Origin of the sequence: Bradyrhizobium sp. STM 3566 (assembly GCF_045571445.1) — a bacterium.
In the GTDB taxonomy this organism is placed as follows: Bacteria; Pseudomonadota; Alphaproteobacteria; order Rhizobiales; family Xanthobacteraceae; genus Bradyrhizobium; species Bradyrhizobium vignae.
In genome coordinates this window covers 368,262-385,391 of record NZ_CP120692.1, presented here as the reverse complement: position 1 = coordinate 385,391, position 17,130 = coordinate 368,262, and the positions used below count along the sequence as shown (strand labels likewise).

General features: G+C 65.3%; 13 protein-coding genes. 2 read left to right on the top strand and 11 right to left on the bottom strand.

Features of this window, described 5'->3' with window-relative positions:
- Nucleotides 1-32: 32 nt before the first annotated feature.
- The 11 genes from lpdA to P6U27_RS01775 form a co-directional block, all read right to left on the bottom strand.
- Nucleotides 33-1,433 carry a dihydrolipoyl dehydrogenase gene (gene lpdA / locus P6U27_RS01825; RefSeq protein ID WP_407193592.1) on the bottom strand — a complete coding sequence of 467 codons (1,401 nt, stop codon included), beginning with the start codon at nt 1,431-1,433 and terminating at the stop codon, nt 33-35.
- Nucleotides 1,434-1,489: 56 nt separating this feature from the next.
- The gene (locus P6U27_RS01820; RefSeq protein WP_122406323.1) at nt 1,490-2,251 is read right to left on the bottom strand and encodes an SDR family oxidoreductase; all 762 of its coding nucleotides are present in this window, start codon (nt 2,249-2,251) and stop codon (nt 1,490-1,492) included.
- A 54-nt stretch (nt 2,252-2,305) separates the two neighbouring features.
- The gene (gene odhB, locus P6U27_RS01815; protein ID WP_122400409.1) at nt 2,306-3,547 is read right to left on the bottom strand and encodes a 2-oxoglutarate dehydrogenase complex dihydrolipoyllysine-residue succinyltransferase; all 1,242 of its coding nucleotides are present in this window, start codon (nt 3,545-3,547) and stop codon (nt 2,306-2,308) included.
- Between the two features lie 182 nt (nt 3,548-3,729).
- A complete protein-coding gene (locus tag P6U27_RS01810) occupies nt 3,730-6,687 on the bottom strand; it encodes a 2-oxoglutarate dehydrogenase E1 component (RefSeq protein WP_122400408.1) in 2,958 nt (985 codons plus the stop codon).
- 137 nt (nt 6,688-6,824) lie between these two features.
- Complete coding sequence (gene sucD / locus P6U27_RS01805) at nt 6,825-7,709, bottom strand: succinate--CoA ligase subunit alpha (protein ID WP_122400407.1); 885 nt, start codon at nt 7,707-7,709, stop codon at nt 6,825-6,827.
- Nucleotides 7,710-7,743: 34 nt separating this feature from the next.
- A complete protein-coding gene (locus tag P6U27_RS01800) occupies nt 7,744-8,223 on the bottom strand; it encodes a DUF1579 domain-containing protein (RefSeq protein ID WP_122400406.1) in 480 nt (159 codons plus the stop codon).
- A 4-nt stretch (nt 8,224-8,227) separates the two neighbouring features.
- The gene (gene sucC, locus P6U27_RS01795) at nt 8,228-9,424 is read right to left on the bottom strand and encodes an ADP-forming succinate--CoA ligase subunit beta (protein WP_407193591.1); all 1,197 of its coding nucleotides are present in this window, start codon (nt 9,422-9,424) and stop codon (nt 8,228-8,230) included.
- A 224-nt stretch (nt 9,425-9,648) separates the two neighbouring features.
- Nucleotides 9,649-10,617, bottom strand: coding sequence for a malate dehydrogenase (mdh, locus tag P6U27_RS01790; protein WP_129146184.1), 969 nt, complete (start codon nt 10,615-10,617; stop codon nt 9,649-9,651).
- Nucleotides 10,618-10,865: 248 nt separating this feature from the next.
- Nucleotides 10,866-12,053 carry a cell division protein ZapE gene (gene zapE, locus P6U27_RS01785; RefSeq protein WP_122400403.1) on the bottom strand — a complete coding sequence of 396 codons (1,188 nt, stop codon included), beginning with the start codon at nt 12,051-12,053 and terminating at the stop codon, nt 10,866-10,868.
- Nucleotides 12,054-12,234: 181 nt separating this feature from the next.
- Nucleotides 12,235-12,771 carry an RNA 2',3'-cyclic phosphodiesterase gene (gene thpR, locus P6U27_RS01780; RefSeq protein WP_122400402.1) on the bottom strand — a complete coding sequence of 179 codons (537 nt, stop codon included), beginning with the start codon at nt 12,769-12,771 and terminating at the stop codon, nt 12,235-12,237.
- A gap of 173 nt (nt 12,772-12,944) precedes the next feature.
- Nucleotides 12,945-13,580 (bottom strand): arylesterase, encoded by a 636-nt coding sequence (locus P6U27_RS01775; RefSeq protein ID WP_162500064.1) that lies wholly within the window; start codon nt 13,578-13,580, stop codon nt 12,945-12,947.
- 55 nt (nt 13,581-13,635) lie between these two features.
- Between P6U27_RS01775 and P6U27_RS01770 the strand changes: the two genes are divergently transcribed.
- Both P6U27_RS01770 and P6U27_RS01765 read left to right on the top strand, forming a co-directional pair.
- Nucleotides 13,636-14,358, top strand: coding sequence for an ABC transporter ATP-binding protein (locus tag P6U27_RS01770; RefSeq protein WP_122400400.1), 723 nt, complete (start codon nt 13,636-13,638; stop codon nt 14,356-14,358).
- Nucleotides 14,355-16,925 (top strand): ABC transporter permease, encoded by a 2,571-nt coding sequence (locus P6U27_RS01765; protein ID WP_122400399.1) that lies wholly within the window; start codon nt 14,355-14,357, stop codon nt 16,923-16,925. Before P6U27_RS01770 ends, P6U27_RS01765 begins: the two co-directional genes overlap by 4 nt.
- Nucleotides 16,926-17,130: the final 205 nt, after the last annotated feature.

Sequence of the window (17,130 nt, the reverse complement as noted above, 5' to 3'; positions counted from 1 at the left end):
TGTTCCCGCCCGTTTCGGTGCTGGGCGCGTCGCTACATATGGATGGCCCGCTTGCCGACTGCAAGCGCGGCTTCCTTGACCGCCTCCGAGCGGGTCGGATGGGCATGGCAGGTGCGCGCGAGATCTTCTGCGCTGCCACCAAACTCCATGAGAACGCAGGCTTCATGGATCATTTCGCCGGCCTCAATGCCGATAATGTGCACGCCGAGCACGCGATCGGTCTTCGCATCTGCGAGAATCTTCACGAAGCCGTCGGTGGTCTGGTTGACCTTGGAGCGGCCGTTGGCGGTAAAGGGAAACTTCCCGACGGTATAGGCTGTGCCTGCCTGCTTCAATTCCTCCTCGGTCTTGCCGACGGAGGACACTTCCGGCGTGGTATACACGACGCCCGGGATCACATCGTAGTTCACGTGGCCCGCTTGCCCCGCGATGATCTCGGCGACCGCAACGCCTTCGTCCTCGGCCTTGTGCGCGAGCATCGGGCCTGCGACGACGTCGCCGATGGCATAGACGCCCTTGAGGCTGGTGGCGAAATGCGGATCGATCTGGACGCGGCCGCGCGCATCGAGCGCGACGCCGGCTTCCTTCAGGCCGAGCCCATCGGTGTAGGGCGCGCGGCCGATGCAGACCAGAACGACGTCGGCCTCGATGGTCTCGGCGGCACCGCCGGCAGCCGGCTCGATTTTCGCGAGCAGTGCCTTGCTGTTCGCTTCGACGCCGGTGACCTTCGAGCCCAGCTTGAATGCAAATCCCTGCTTCTCAAGGATTCGCTGGAATTGCCGTGCGACCTCGCCATCCATGCCGGGCAGGATGCGATCGAGGAATTCGACCACCATGACCTCGGATCCGAGCCGGCGCCACACGGAGCCGAGTTCGAGCCCGATCACGCCGGCGCCAATGACCAGCAATCTGCCTGGCACCTTCTCCAGCGACAGCGCGCCGGTCGAGGAGACGATGCGCTTCTCGTCGATCTCGATGCCCTTGAGGCGCGCGCTGTCGGAGCCGGTGGCGATCACGATGTTCTTGGTCTCGACCACCTGCGACCTGCCGTCGGCGGAGACCTCGACCTTGCCGGTGCCCAAGATCTTGCCGGTGCCCTTGAGCACGTCGACCTTGTTCTTCTTCATCAGGAACTCGACGCCCTTGACGTTGCCGTCGATGCCCTGCTGCTTGAAGTTCATCATCGCGGGAAGATCGAGCTTCGGCGCGGGAACGCTGACGCCCATCTTGGCGAAGGAATGCCCGGCTTCCTCGAACATCTCGGAGGCGTGCAGCAGCGCCTTCGAGGGCATGCAGCCGACATTGAGGCAGGTGCCGCCGAGCGTGGCGTTCTTTTCGACCACCGCGACTTTCATGCCGAGCTGGCTCGCGCGCACCGCGCAGACATAACCGCCCGGTCCGGTGCCGATGACGACGAGATCGTAGGTAGCCATGAGAAAGTCCCGTAAGGTTAGGCGTGATGAGGATGTGTCAGCGTCCGCGCGGCGCGTCAGCGTCCGCCGGACACATCGAGAATCGCTGAGGTGACGTAAGACGCCTCGTCCGACAGCAGCCAGACGATCGCGTTGGCGATTTCATCGGCGGTGCCGACGCGCTTCATCGGCACAAGATGGGCCAGACGATGGGCGCGGTCGGGCTCGCCGCCGGCGGCGTGGATTTCGGTGTCGATCAGGCCCGGGCGAATGCCCGCGACGCGAATGCCCTCGTTCGCAACCTCATAGCCGAGGCCAATGGTGAAGGAATCGATCGCGCCCTTGGAGGCGGCATAGTCGACATAAGTATTCGGCGAGCCGAGCTTGGCGGCGACCGACGACAGATTGACGATGACGCCGCCCTTGCCGCCATGCTTGGTCGACATCCGTTTCACCGCCTCGCGCGCACAGAGGATGGAGCCGGTGACGTTGACCGCCATGACGCGCTGGATGCGCTCGGCCGACATCTCGTCGACCCGCACGCCGCTCTTGCCGACGATGCCGCCATTGTTGACCAGCGCGCCGAGCGTGCCGAACTTGTCGGCTTCCCTGAACAGGTTGAGGATGTCGCCTTCCTCGGCGACGTCGCATTTCACCGCGATGGCCTTGCCGTTCTTGGCCTCGATCTGCGCGACCACCTCGTCGGCGGCATTTTTGTTGCTGGCATAAGCGACCACGACGCGATAGCCGCGCGCGGCCGCCGCAAGCGCGGTCGCCCGCCCGATGCCGCGGCTGCCGCCGGTGATGACAACGACTTTATCCGTCACGCGCGCCTCCATGGTTCGACATGCGCCGTCGCGTCGGTCGCGACGGCGCTCGCAGAGCATTGGGGATCAGAGATCGAGCACCAGGCGCGCCGGATCTTCCAGGCTCTCCTTGACCCGGACCAGGAAGGTGACGGCTTCCTTGCCGTCGATGACGCGGTGATCGTAGGACAACGCCAGATACATCATCGGGCGGACCTCGATCTTGCCGCCGACGACCATCGGCCGCTCCTGGATCTTGTGCATGCCGAGGATACCGGACTGCGGCGCGTTCAGGATCGGCGTCGACATCAGCGAGCCGTAGATGCCGCCATTGGTGATCGTGAAGGTGCCGCCCTGCATCTCGTCGATCTTGAGCTGGCCGTCACGGGCGCGGCGGCCGAAATCGGCGATGCTCTTCTCGATGTCGGAGATCGACTTGTGGTCGCAGTCGCGCACCACGGGCACGACCAGGCCCTTGTCGGTGCCGACGGCGACGCCGATGTGGTAATAGTTCTTGTAGATCAAATCGCTGCCGTCGATCTCGGCGTTGACGGCCGGGATGTCCTTCAGCGCCTGCACGACGGCCTTGGTGAAGAAGCCCATGAAGCCGAGCTTGGCGCCATGCTTCTTCTCGAACGCGTCCTTGTAGTGGGCGCGCAGCGCCATGACGTTGGTCATGTCGACCTCGTTGAAGGTCGTGAGCATGGCCGCGGTGTTCTGCACGTCCTTGAGGCGGCGCGCGATGGTCTGGCGCAGGCGGGTCATCTTGACGCGCTCTTCGCGGGCGGCGTCATCGGCCGGCGACGGCGCGCGGACCTGCACGGCGGCGGCGGGCTGGTTGACCGGGGTCGGCGCCGACGCGGCGCGCTCGATCGCAGCCAGCATGTCGCCCTTGGTGACGCGACCGTCCTTGCCGGAGCCCGGAACGGTGGAGGCGTCGATGCCGGTCTCGGCCGACAGTTTTCGCACCGAAGGCGCGAGCGGGGCATCGGCCGGCGGCGCCTTGGCGGCGGCAGCGGGAGCCGGCGCGGGAGCAGCGGCAGCAGCAGGAGCAGCAGCCTTGGCCGGCGCGGCGGCGGGCTTGGCGGCGCCGGCACCATCGGTGATCTGACCAAGTAGCGCGCCCACAGCAACGGTCGCGCCATCGGCGGCGATGATCTCGCTCAGCGTGCCCGCGGAGGGCGCCGGGACTTCGATGGTGACCTTGTCGGTCTCGAGCTCCACCAAGGGCTCGTCGACGGCGACGGGGTCGCCGGCCTTCTTGAACCAGCGGCCGATGGTGGCCTCGGTGACGGATTCGCCGAGCGTCGGCACACGAATTTCAGTCATGGTCTCTTCCTTAAGGGATCGCCAGTAGCGGTCATGAATTTCATACGTCATTGCCCGCGAAGGCGGGCAATCCAGTACGCCGTGACCTTCGTGATCAGAACGAAAGCCGCGTCGTACTGGATGCCCCGCCCCCGTGCGCAATTGCGCACTGGGCGGGGCATGACAGAGTCCTAAAGAACTTCTCAGCTCAGTGCTTCGTCCAGGAACGCCTTCAGCTGCGCCTGATGCTTGGACATCAGACCCGTGGCAGTCGCGGCGGAAGCGGCGCGGCCGACATAACGCGGACGCCGGCTCGCACCGTTCACCTGGTTCAGCACCCATTCCAGATAGGGCTCGATGAAGTGCCAGGCGCCCATGTTGCGCGGCTCTTCCTGGCACCACACCACTTCGGCCTTCTTGAAGCGCGACAGCTCGGCCACCAGCGCCTTCAGCGGCACCGGATAGAGCTGCTCGACGCGCATCAGATAGATGTCATCGATGCCGCGCCTCTCGCGCTCCTCGTAGAGGTCGTAATAGACCTTGCCGGAGCACAGCACGATGCGGCGGATCTTCTCGTCCTGAACGAGCTTGATCGCTTCGTTCGGCAGCATCTGGGCGTCATCGTAGAGGATGCGGTGGAAGGTCGTGCCCTTCGCGAGCTCCTCGAGACGCGACACCGCCCGCTTGTGGCGCAGCAGCGACTTCGGCGTCATCATGATCAGCGGCTTGCGGATCTCGCGATGCAGCTGCCGGCGCAGCACGTGGAAGTAGTTCGCCGGCGTGGTCGGGTAGACCACCTGCATGTTGTCTTCCGCGCACATCTGCAGGTAACGCTCGAGACGCGCCGAGGAATGCTCCGGCCCCTGGCCTTCATAGCCGTGCGGCAGCAGGCAGACGAGACCGGACATGCGCAGCCATTTGCGTTCGCCCGAGGAGATGAACTGGTCGAACACGACCTGCGCGCCGTTGGCGAAATCGCCGAACTGGGCCTCCCACAGCGTCAGCGTGTTCGGCTCGGCGAGCGAGTAGCCGTATTCGAAGCCGAGCACGGCCTCTTCCGACAGCAGCGAGTTGATGACCTCGTAATGGCCCTGCTCGCCGCCGAGATGGTTGAACGGCGTGTAGCGGCTTTCGTCCTCCTGGTCGATCAGGACCGAGTGGCGCTGCGAGAAGGTGCCGCGCTCCGAATCCTGTCCGGACAGGCGGACGTGGTGTTTTTCGTTCAGCAGCGAGCAGAACGCCAACGCCTCGCCGGTCGCCCAGTCGATACCGGTACCAGTGTCGATCGCCTTCGAGCGGTTATCGAGGAAACGCTGGATGGTGCGGTGAACGCGGAAGCCGTCCGGCACCTTGGTGATCTTGCGGCCGATGTCCTTCAGCGTGGCAATGTCGACGCCGGTGACGCCGCGCCGCGCATCCTCTTCCTGGTCGGCAATCTTGAAGCCGGCCCACTTGCCGTCGAGCCAGTCGGCCTTGTTCGGCTTGTAGGAGGTGCCGGCCTCGAACTCGGCATCGAGCCGCGCGCGCCAGTCGGCCTTCAGCTTGTCGACCTCGCCCTCGGTGACCACGCCCTCGGCGATCAGGCGCTTGGCATAGAGCGACAGCGTCGACGGATGGGCCGCGATCCGCTTGTACATGACCGGCTGCGTGAACGCCGGCTCATCGCCCTCGTTGTGGCCGTAGCGCCGATAGCACCACATGTCGATGACGACGGGCTTGTGGAATTTCTGCCGGAACTCGGTCGCGACCTTGGCGGCGAACACGACGGCTTCCGGATCGTCGCCGTTCACGTGGAAGATCGGCGCGTCGATCATCTTCGCCACATCGGACGGATAGGGCGAGGAGCGCGAGTAACGCGGATAGGTGGTGAAGCCGATCTGGTTGTTGACGATGAAGTGCACGGAGCCGCCGGTGCGGTAGCCCTTCAGGTCCGACAGGCCGAAGCACTCGGCGACCACGCCCTGGCCGGCGAACGCGGCGTCGCCATGCATCAGGAGCGGCATCACGGAGATGCGCATGTCCGGCGGATCGCCGTGCTGGTCCTGCTTGGCGCGGACCTTGCCGAGCACGACGGGATCGACGATCTCGAGATGCGAGGGGTTGGCGGTCAGCGACAGGTGGATGCGGTTGCCGTCGAACTCGCGGTCCGAGGAAGCGCCGAGGTGATACTTGACGTCGCCGGAGCCTTCGACGTCCTCCGGGTTGGCGGAGCCGCCCTTGAACTCGTGGAACAGCGCGCGGTGCGACTTGCCCATCACCTGCGTCAGGACGTTGAGGCGGCCGCGATGCGGCATGCCGAGCACGATCTCCTTCACGCCGAGATTGCCGCCGCGCTTGATGATCTGCTCCAGCGCGGGGATCAGGGATTCGCCGCCGTCGAGGCCGAAACGCTTGGTGCCGGTGAACTTGGTGTCGCAGAACTTCTCGAAGCCTTCGGCTTCGACCAGCTTCATCAGGATGGCTCTGCGGCCTTCGCGCGTGAACGAGATCTCCTTATCGGGTCCCTCGATGCGCTCCTGGATCCAGGCCTTCTGCGCGGCATTGCTGATATGCATGAACTCGACGCCGAGCGTCTGGCAGTAGGTGCGCTCGCAGATCGCGACGATATCGCGCAGCGTGCCGTATTCGAGGCCGAGCACGTGATCGAGGAAGATCTTGCGGTCGTAATCGGCTTCGCTGAAGCCGTAGGTGCGCGGGTCGAGCTCTTCGCGGTTGCGCTGGGCTTCGATGCCGAGCGGGTCGAGCTTGGCGTGGAAGTGGCCGCGCATGCGGTAGGAGCGGATCAGCATCAGGGCGCGAACGGAGTCGCGCGTGGCCTGGAGGACATCGGCGGAAGAGATATCGGCGCCCTTGGCCTGGGCCTTGGCGGCGATCTTGGCGCCGACCGCCTTCTCGACCTCGGCCCAATTGCCGTCGAGCGCGGAGGTCAGATCGTCCCGCGGGGTCAGCGGCCAGTTGTCGCGCTCCCAGGACGGTCCTTCCGCGTTCTTGCTGATGTCAGCGGGCTGGTCGTTGAGGCTCTTGAAGAACTCCTGCCACTCGGCGTCGACCGAGGTCGGGTCCTTCTCGTAGCGGGCGTAGATTTCGTCGATGTAGGTGGCGTTGGTGCCCTGCAAAAAGGATGACAAGGCAAAGGCTGCGTTCGCGTCCTGGCGAGACATACTTGAGTTCCTGGCGATTTCGGTTCGCGCATAACAAACGGCGCTGGCGCCGAGCTTCCCCGACAGGGCTCGACGCGACAGGCACCCTTTACCCTATTTGCTGCGAAACTTCGCCCGGAAAAGCACGAAGAAGTGAATTAGCCCTTCAACTTTTCGGCAAGCGTATGGCCGAGGCGCGCGGGCGACGGGGACACTGTAATCCCTGCCGATTTCATCGCCTCGGTCTTGGAACCGGCGTCGCCCTTGCCGCCCGAGATGATCGCGCCGGCATGGCCCATGCGGCGGCCGGGAGGGGCCGTGACGCCCGCGATGAAGCCGACCATCGGCTTCTTACGGCCGCGCTTGGCCTCGTCCTTGAGGAACTGGGCGGCGTCCTCCTCGGCGGAACCGCCGATCTCGCCGATCATGATGATCGATTCGGTCTTGGGGTCGGCGAGCAGCATCTCCAGCACGTCGATGAACTCGGTGCCCTTGACCGGGTCGCCGCCGATGCCGACCGCGGTGGTCTGGCCGAGGCCTTCCTGGGAGGTCTGGAACACGGCCTCATAGGTCAGCGTGCCCGAGCGGGAGACGATGCCGACCGAGCCGGTCTTGAAGATATTGGCGGGCATGATGCCGATCTTGCACTCACCGGCGGTCATGACGCCCGGGCAGTTCGGCCCGATCAGGCGCGACTTGGAGCCGATCAGCGAGCGCTTCACGCGCACCATGTCGATAACAGGAATGCCCTCGGTGATGCAGACGATCAGCGGGATCTCGGCGTCGATGGCTTCGCAGATCGCGTCCGCCGCGCCCGGCGGCGGGACGTAGATCACCGACGCGTCGGCGCCGGTCTTCTCACGCGCCTCGCGCACGGTGTCGAACACCGGCAGGCCCAGATGCGTCGAGCCGCCTTTGCCCGGCGAGGTGCCACCGACCATCTTGGTGCCGTAGGCGATCGCGGCCTCGGAATGGAAGGTGCCGTTCTTGCCGGTGAAGCCCTGGCAGATGACCTTGGTGTTCTTGTCGATCAGGATGGACATGAGGTCTGCTTTCGCGAACTAACGAGTGAGAGGGTCAGTGGATGCGGCGGTAGACGCCGGTGAGGACGTCGGACCAGCCTTCCGCGTCCGGCGAGAACTGGATCTTCAACGAATAGGAATTGTCGTCGATGATCTCGTAGACGTGGCGCGCATTGCCACGGAGCGAGCCGCGCACCAGCGTCAGGGTCTTGCCGACCCACCCGCCGGAGGCGGGCGAGGGCGGCGTGTAGCCGAGCGAATCGTACCAGAACAGTTTGTAGGTCCGGTCGTCGCGATCGTAGGTGAAGATGCCGTGGGTGGCGAAGACCTGCTTGCCCTCGCGCATCTGGACACCGTCCTGGATCAGATAGAATCCGTTGAGGTCCATGCGCGCGACGACGTGAGAGGTCGCCGGTCCGCCCTCCGTCCAGCGCGACGGAAAGACCACCTCTTCGCCAGTCCATTCGCCGGCGAACGCGGCGAGACGCGCATGCTCGGGGAGCGGAGATGATGCGGCGAGATGGTCCTGGGCCATGGCCTTAGCCTCCCTTGACGGCCTTCACGATCTTCTGCGCGGCGTCGTCGAGATTGTCGGCCGGCACCACGTTGAGGCCGGATTCGCGGATGATCTTCTTGCCGAGCTCGACATTGGTGCCTTCGAGACGGACCACCAGCGGCACGCTGAGACCGACCTCGCGCATCGCGGCCGTGACGCCCTCGGCGATCACGTCGCACTTCATGATGCCGCCGAAGATGTTGACCAGGATGCCCTTCACGTTGGGATCGGCGGTGATGATCTTGAATGCGGCCGCGACCTTCTCCGTGCTGGCGCTGCCGCCGACGTCGAGGAAGTTCGCCGGCGCCATGCCGTAGAGCTTGATGATGTCCATCGTCGCCATGGCAAGACCGGCGCCGTTGACCATGCAGCCGATGTTGCCGTCGAGCGCGACGTAGTTGAGGTCGTACTTGGACGCCTCGATTTCCTTGGCGTCTTCCTCGGTCTCGTCGCGCAGCGCGAGCACCTCGGGATGACGGAACAGCGCGTTGTCGTCGAACGACACCTTGGCGTCGAGCACGCGGAGCTGGCCCTGCTTGGTCACGACCAGCGGGTTGATCTCCAGCATCGACATGTCCTTGGCGACGAAGGCGGCATAGAGCTGCGCCGTGAGCTTCTCGGCCTGCTTGGCGAGATCACCGGAGAGCTTGAGCGCCTTCGCAACCGTGCGGCCGTGATGGCCCATGATTCCGGTGGCGGGATCGACTGAGAAGGTCACGATCTTCTCGGGCGTGTTGTGCGCGACGTCCTCGATGTTGACGCCACCCTCGGTCGAGACGACGAAGGAGACGCGCGAGGTCTCGCGGTCGACCAGGATCGAGAGATAGAACTCCTTGTCGATGTCGGAGCCGTCCTCGATGTAGAGGCGGTTGACCTGCTTGCCGGCCGGGCCGGTCTGCACCGTCACCAGGGTTGCGCCCAGCATCTGCTTGGCGAATTCGGCGACCTCGGCGGCCGATTTGGCGATGCGGACACCGCCCTTGTCGCCGGCCGAGGCTTCCTTGAACTTGCCCTTGCCGCGCCCGCCGGCGTGGATCTGGCTCTTCACCACCCAGACCGGCCCGGGCAGCGCCTTGGCCGCAGCTTCTGCGTCGGCGGCTTTGAGGACCGGCACGCCCTTGGAGATCGGCACGCCGAACTCGTTCAGCAGCGCTTTGGCCTGATATTCATGGATATTCATATGGTGCTCCCTGAACCCGCGGGCGGTGACCCCATGGGCCCACCTCAGTCTTGTGGCTGGCATACCATATACCACAGGAACTGCAACCCGGATTCTTTGCCTTCAAGGTCTCTGGACTGCGAACCGGAGCCCCGCCCAGCCTTCAACAAGGGTTGCAGCCGGGGTCCGGAAGTGAAACCGCCGAAGACCGGATTTCGATCTTCGGCGGGGTATCTGCTTGCGCCTTAGCGGCCGAGAAGGTCGGGGGCGATCTTCTTGCAGGCGTCGACCAGGCCCTGCACGGCGCCGACCGACTTGTCGAAGGCCTCGCGGTCCTTGCCGGCGAGGTCGATCTCGACCACGCGCTCGACGCCCTTGGAGCCGATCACGACGGGCACGCCGACATACATGTCCTTCACGCTGTATTCGCCATTGAGATAGGCGGCGCAGGGCAGCACGCGCTTCTTGTCCTTCAGATAGCTCTCGGCCATCGCGATCGCCGACGCGGCCGGGGCGTAGAAGGCCGAGCCGGTCTTGAGCAAATTGACGATCTCGGCGCCGCCGTTGCGGGTGCGGTCGACGATCTCGTCGAGGCGCGCCTGCGAGGTCCAGCCCATCTTGACGAGGTCGGGCAGCGGAATGCCGGCGACGGTGGAGTACTTCACCAGCGGCACCATGGTGTCGCCATGGCCGCCGAGCACGAAGGCGGTGACGTCCTCGACCGAGACGTTGAACTCGTCGGCCAGGAAATAGCGGAAGCGCGCCGAGTCCAGCACGCCGGCCATGCCGACGACCTTCTTGTGCGGCAGGCCCGAGGCCTTCTGCAGCGCCCAGACCATCGCGTCGAGCGGGTTGGTGATGCAGATGACGAACGCGTCCGGAGCGTACTTCTTGATGCCGGCGCCGACCTGCTCCATGACCTTGAGGTTGATGGAGAGGAGGTCGTCGCGGCTCATGCCGGGCTTGCGCGGCACGCCGGCGGTGACGATGCAGACCTTGGCGTTGTCGAGCGCCTCGTAGGAGTTCGCGCCGGTGTAGTGCGCGTCGAAGCCGTCGACCGGCGAGGACTGCGCGATGTCGAGCGCCTTGCCCTGCGGCACGCCCTCGGCGATGTCGAACATCACGACGTCGCCCAGTTCTTTCAGGCCGATGAGGTGAGCCAGCGTTCCGCCGATCTGACCGGAGCCAATCAAAGCAATCTTGTCGCGCGCCATGTGAACCTGTCCTTTAGACACGTAAGGAGGTGAAAACTGAGACGGGTGGTTATCCCTTTCGCCTTCCCCGTTCAAGTCGCCCAATGCCCAATTGTCGGGCTTGCCGACGTCTCGGGCACGCAGCCCCTCATCCGGGATGCGCCGATAGGCGCAGCCCCGGAATGCATCGGGCGACAGAGCTTGTGGCCCGATGGATTCCGGGTTCGCGCTTCGCGCGTCCCGGAATGACAGCGCTAGCGAAATAGGACTTAAGTCTCCACCAGGCCTTTGGTCGAGCCGCTGGCGGTGGAATCCTTGCGGCCGTGAGGCAGCGCCAGATAGGATTCCGAGCTCATCTCGATCAGGCGCGAGGCGGTCCGCTTGAACTCCATGGCCTCATTGCCCTCGGTGGCGAGGTAGAGCGAGATCGGATTGGCGTCGGCCGAAGCCATCAGCTTCACGGCGTTGTCATAGAGCGTATCGATCAGCGTGATGAACCGCTTGGCGGCGTTGCGCTGGGAGAAGTCCATGACTGGAATATGGTCGACCAGGATGGTGTGATACTCGTGCGCCAGCCTGAGGTAATCGGATGCACCCAGCGGCTTCTCGCAGAGATCGGCGAAGGAGAACCGCGCCACGCCGTGGGCCGAGCACGGCACGTGCAGGATGCGGCCCTTGATCGAAATGTCGCGCGGCCTGCATTGTGCCCCACCTGACATCCGCTTCCAGGCACGGTCGAGCGCGGCGTCCGCATCGCCATCCGCCGGTGTCAGCCACATCGGCACGCCCTGCAGTTTCTCCAACCGGAAGTCGGTGCGGGCATCGAGCCGCGCGACGTCCATGTGATCGGTGATCTGCTTGATGAAGGGCAGGAACAGCGAGCGGTTCAAGCCACCCTTGTAGAGATCGTCGGGCGCGACGTTGGAGGTCGCAACCACGACGGTGCCGAGATCGAACAATTTCGCGAACAGGCGGCCCAGGATCATCGCGTCGGCGATGTCGGTGACGTGGAATTCGTCGAAGCAGAGCAGCCAGCTCTCCTCAAAGATCGCATTTGCGGTCAGCGCGATGACGTCGCCATCGGCGATCTCGCCGCGCGCGATGCTCTGGCGATAGTCGTAGATGCGCTCGTGCACGTCCGCCATGAATTCGTGGAAATGCGCGCGGCGCTTGTGCTCGACCGAGCAGTGCTGGAAGAACAGATCCATCAGCATGGTCTTGCCGCGGCCGACCTCGCCATGGATGTAGAGCCCACGCGGGGCATCATCCTTGTCGCCGCTGCCGAACAGGCGGCTGAGCAGGCCCTGCTTGCGCAGCGGCTTGTAAGTGGCGAGCCGCTGGTCGAGCGCCGCATAGGCCTCGGCGACCTCGGCCTGCGCGGCATCGGGCTCGATCGCGCCAGAGGCGATCTCGGCCTGGTATGCCTCGCGGAATGGGGAACTGGGGGTGGAGAGCATGGCCCTTTACCGCCAGAGACGGACGGAAATTGCAAGCCGTCAATTGGTGCGGGGCGCTATGCGTTCCGAGTCCCGGACGCGCTGCTGCGCATAGACGGGACCCCCTATTTCGTCCATAGCCAAAATTCATTCATCGCGGAGCGCTGGGCCCCGGCTCTGCGGCCGGGGCACGGAAGCTGCGCTACTCACACAGTTCGTAGGCGTCCTCGACCACATACGGGCCGCCGCCCGTAGAGGCGCGCGAGGAGAACAGCACGAAGCGTTCGGCCATGAACGCCTTGCTTGGGAAGTAGCCGCGCAGCGAGAGATAGTCGGCGACGTCGCGGTCGGAGGCGTCGTGCAGCCGGGCCAGCGTGACGTGCGGAATGAACTTGCGTCCCTCCGGGTCGAGGCCGATCCGCTGCATCATGCGTTCGAGCTCGGCCTGCAATTCCATCAGCGGCTTGCTCGGCACGATGGTCGCGACCACCGCGCGCGGCTTGCGGCCGCCGAAGCTGGTGAGGCCCTGCACCTTCACCTCGAATGGCTTGCGGTCGACGCGAAACAGCATCGAGGCGATCTCGTTGGCGGAGGCGCCATCGATGTCGCCGATGAAGCGCAAGGTGACGTGATAATTTTCGGGATCGATCCAGCGGGCGCCGGGGAGGCCACCCCTCAAGTTGGAAAGCGACTGGCCGATCTCGGCCGGAATTTCCAGACCCGTGAACAAACGCGGCATCGTTTCGCACTCCCGATGCTTGGGTACAGCCCTCGAGCTAAGGACCATATCCAAATTAGAGCCGGCGACGAATCACCGGTACCCTGATTCCTATCGCAGTTGTGTGACTCTGCGAAGCTTCGCCCGCCTCACCCCCGTAAATCCCTGGGAGTTCGGGTTGGGACTGCCCGCTTTCAACGCCGCTGCTCAGCGATCGTGCCAATGAATGCCTCCACCATGGGCATGATCCTGCCGACGATGATGTCGACGCCGGCCGCAGTCGGATGAATGCCGTCGGCCTGATTGAGCTTGGCGTCGGCCGCAACGCCATCGAGGAAGAACGGATAGAGCGGCACATCGAATCGTTTCGCCAGATCCGGATAAATCGAATTGAAGCGCGCCGCATAGTCCGCGCCGTAATTCGGCGGCGCCAGCATGCCGCACAGCATCACCGCGATCTTGCGCGCCTTCAGGCGCTGGATGATCTCGGTCAACGCGGCGCGCGTCACATCGGGATCAATGCCGCGCAGCGCGTCGTTGGCGCCGAGCTCGACGATGACGCCATCGGTTCCGTCGGGCACCGACCAGTCCAGCCGGTCGCGGCCGCCGGAGGTGGTGTCGCCGGACACCCCGGCGTTGGTCATGTTGACCTCTATGCCCTTGATCTGCAATGATTTTTGAAGCTTTTGCGGGAATGCCTCCTGGGCCGGGAGGCCAAGACCGGCGCTCAAGGAATCGCCGAGAACGACAAGCTTGACCGGTTTCGTCGCGCCCGCCCAAGCGGGGGACGCAATCGTCATCACGGCGAGCATCAACACGGCTATGTGCATGAACAATCCGTAACGCCTCTCGACCCCGCGTGCGGAGTTGCCATATGACCGGACCATGGACACGCGCATCAATTCCTCTTCGCTCGCCACGGCCGCGATGGACACCATCGCCATCTCCAACGTCAATCTCTCATTGGGCACGGGCGCGGCACGCGTTCATATCCTGAAGGATATCAGCCTGCGCGTCGCCTCGGGCGAGACGATCGGCCTGATCGGCCCGTCAGGCTCGGGCAAATCCACGCTGCTGATGGTGATGGCGGGGCTGGAGCGTCCTGATAGCGGAGAGGTGGTGGTCAATGGCACGGCTTTCAATGCCCTCGACGAGGACGCGCTGGCGCGCTTCCGCGGCCGCCAGGTCGGCATCGTCTTCCAGTCCTTCCACCTGATCCCGACCATGACGGCGCTGGAGAACGTCGCGGTGCCGCTCGAGCTTGCCGGCGATCCCGATGCTGCGAGGCGCGCGGCGCAGGAGCTGCAATCGGTCGGGCTCGGCGATCGCCTGCATCACTACCCGACGCAGCTCTCCGGCGGCGAGCAGCAGCGCGTGGCGCTGGCGCGCGCGCTGGCGCCCGATCCCGCCATCCTCGTCGCCGACGAGCCCACCGGCAATCTCGACGAGGCAACCGGAAAGCAGATCGTCGATCTCCTGTTCAGCAAGCACGCCGAGCGCGGCATGACCTTGGTGCTGGTGACGCACGATTCCTCGCTCGCGCAACGCTGCGATCGCGTCATCCGCCTGCGCTCCGGGCGCATCGACACGCAGTCGGCGCCGGCATGAGCGCAGCTGTCGAATCGTTCGCGAAGCCGGGCGGCGTCGCGCTCTCGTTGCGTTACGCCCTGCGCGAATTGCGCGGGGGCTTGCGCGGATTCTATGTCTTCATCGCCTGCATCGCGCTCGGCGTGATGGCGATCGCCGGCGTCGGCTCGGTGTCGGCGAGCCTCTCCGACGGTCTCGCCCGCGAGGGCCGCACGCTGCTCGGCGGCGACGTCTCCTTCGTGCTGTTCCAGCGCGAGGCCAAGCCGGAGGAGGTCGCCTTCCTGCGCTCGCGCGGCACCGTCTCGACCGCCGCGACCCTGCGCGGCATGGCGCGCTCGGCTGATGGCAAGCTCGCGCTGGTCGAGATGAAGGCCGTCGACGACACCTATCCGATGCTGGGCCAGCTGACACTGGCACCGCCGCTACCGATGGCCGATCTGCTCGCGATGCGTGACGGCGCGTTCGGCGCCGCGGCCGATCCGACGCTGCTGGCGCGGCTGTCGCTTAGGAACGGTGACCGCCTCACGATCGGGTCCGCAACGTTCCAGATCCGCGCCACCGTCGAAGCCGAACCCGACAAGCTCGCCGGCGGCATCGGCTTCGGCCCGCGCTTCCTGATCAGCGAGGAGGCCTTGCGCGCCACCGGCCTGATCCAGCCCGGCAGCCTGGTGCGCTGGGTCTACCGGGTCAAGCTGCCCGATACCGCGAATAACGAGCGCGCCACCGAAGCCTTCATCGCGGACGCGCGCAGCGCCGCGCCGCAGGCCGGCTGGGAGATCCGCAGCCGCTCCAACGCCTCGCCGCAACTCGAGCGCAACATCAGCCGTTTTACCCAGTTCCTGACGCTGGTCGGCCTCGCCGCGCTGCTGGTCGGCGGCGTCGGCGTTGCCAATGCCGTGAAGAGCCATATCGATCGTCGGCTCGAGGTGATCGCGGCCCTCAAGGCCGTCGGCGCGACCGGAGGCGACGTGTTCGGCATCTATCTGGCGCAAGTGATCCTGCTTGCGGGCATCGGTTCGGTGATCGGCCTTGCGCTCGGCGCGGCGATGCCCTTCGCCATCGTCGGGCTGTTCGGCAAGCTCTTGCCGCTGCCGGTGGTGCCGGCGGTGCATGCCGACGAGCTCGCACTGTCCTTCGTCTATGGCCTGCTCACAGCGCTCGCCTTCGGCCTGTGGCCGCTCGGGCGCGTGCATGACGTGCCGGTGGCGGCGCTGTTCCGCGACACCATCAGCTCCGAATGGCACCGGCCGCGCGCGAGTTATCTGGGCCTCATGGGCGTGGTGATCGCGCTGCTGATCGCGGTCGTGATCGGCCTGTCGTTCGACAAGCGCATCGCCGCAGTGTTCGTGGCCTCCTCCGTCGTCGTGTTCGCCCTGCTGCGCGGCATCGCCGCCCTGCTGATGACGATGGCGCGGCGGCTGCCGCGGACGCGACTGCCGATGCTGCGGCTCGCGATCGCCAACATCCACCGGCCGGGCGCTCTGACGCCGTCGGTCGTGCTGTCGCTCGGGCTCGGGCTCGCCGTGCTCGTCACCATCACCCAGATCGACGGCAATCTGCGGCGGCAGTTCCTCGCGGCGCTGCCCGATCGCGCACCCTCGTTCTTCTTCATCGACATTCCGAGCGCGCAGGCCGAGCAGTTCGACGGCTACCTGCGCCAGATCGCGCCAGGCGCGACGGTCGAGGACGTGCCGATGCTGCGCGGGCGCATCGTCGCCGCGCGCGGCGTGCGCGCCGAGGAGCTCAAGCCCACCACCGATTCCGAATGGGTGCTGCAGAGCGACCGCGGCCTGACCTATACGGCCGAGCTGCCGAAGGGTTCGAAGGTGGTCGAGGGCGAGTGGTGGAGCGCGGACTATTCCGGCCCGCCGCTGGTCTCGATGGAGAAGAAGATCGCCGACGGTTTAGGCCTCAAGCTCGGGGACGAGGTGGTGGTCAACGTGCTCGGCCGCGACATCCCGGCGAAGATCAGCAATCTGCGCAATATCGACTGGCAGGGGATGGGCATCAATTTCGTCCTCGTGTTCTCGCCCAACGCCTTCAAGGGCGCGCCGCACACCCATATCGCGACGCTGACGGAGACGGGCGGAAATGCGGCAGGCGACGGCAAGATCATCAAAGAGGTCGCCGACGCCTACCCTATGGTGACGAGCGTGCGCGTGCGCGAGGTGATGGAGACGGTCGGCTCGGTCGTGACCAATCTGGCGCTGGCGATCCGCGGCGCCAGCGCCGTGACCCTGATCTCGGCGATCCTGGTGCTCGGCGGCGCGCTCGCCGCCGGCCACCGTCACCGGGTCTATGATGCGGTGATCCTGAAGACGCTGGGCGCGACGCGGCTGCGGCTGCTCGGCGCCTATGCGCTCGAATACCTCCTGATCGGGCTCGCCACCGCGGTGTTCGGCGTGATCGCCGGCAGCATCGCCGCCTGGATGATCGTGACGCGGCTGATGACGCTGAGCTTCGTCTGGCAGGCCGGCAGCGCGGCCGGCGTGGTCGCGGCCGCCCTGGTCGTCACCGTCGGGCTCGGGCTCGCCGGCACGCTGCTGGCGTTGAACAAAAAGCCGGCCACGGTGTTGCGGAATTTGTGACAAATGGTAGCGGCTAACCGCAAGGGAGCGAAATCGCACGATTCCTTGCGATTAACCACGGTCCGCTCGTCGGGATTGCGGGCGAGGGCGACATTCGGCCGCGCGTGGACGGTTGCAGCGAATGTGTTAGTTTCCCACATATCGAATGGGTTCGGAGCCCCGATTGTTAGCCAAAATTTAGTCGGCTGGCATCGGTATCCGAGAT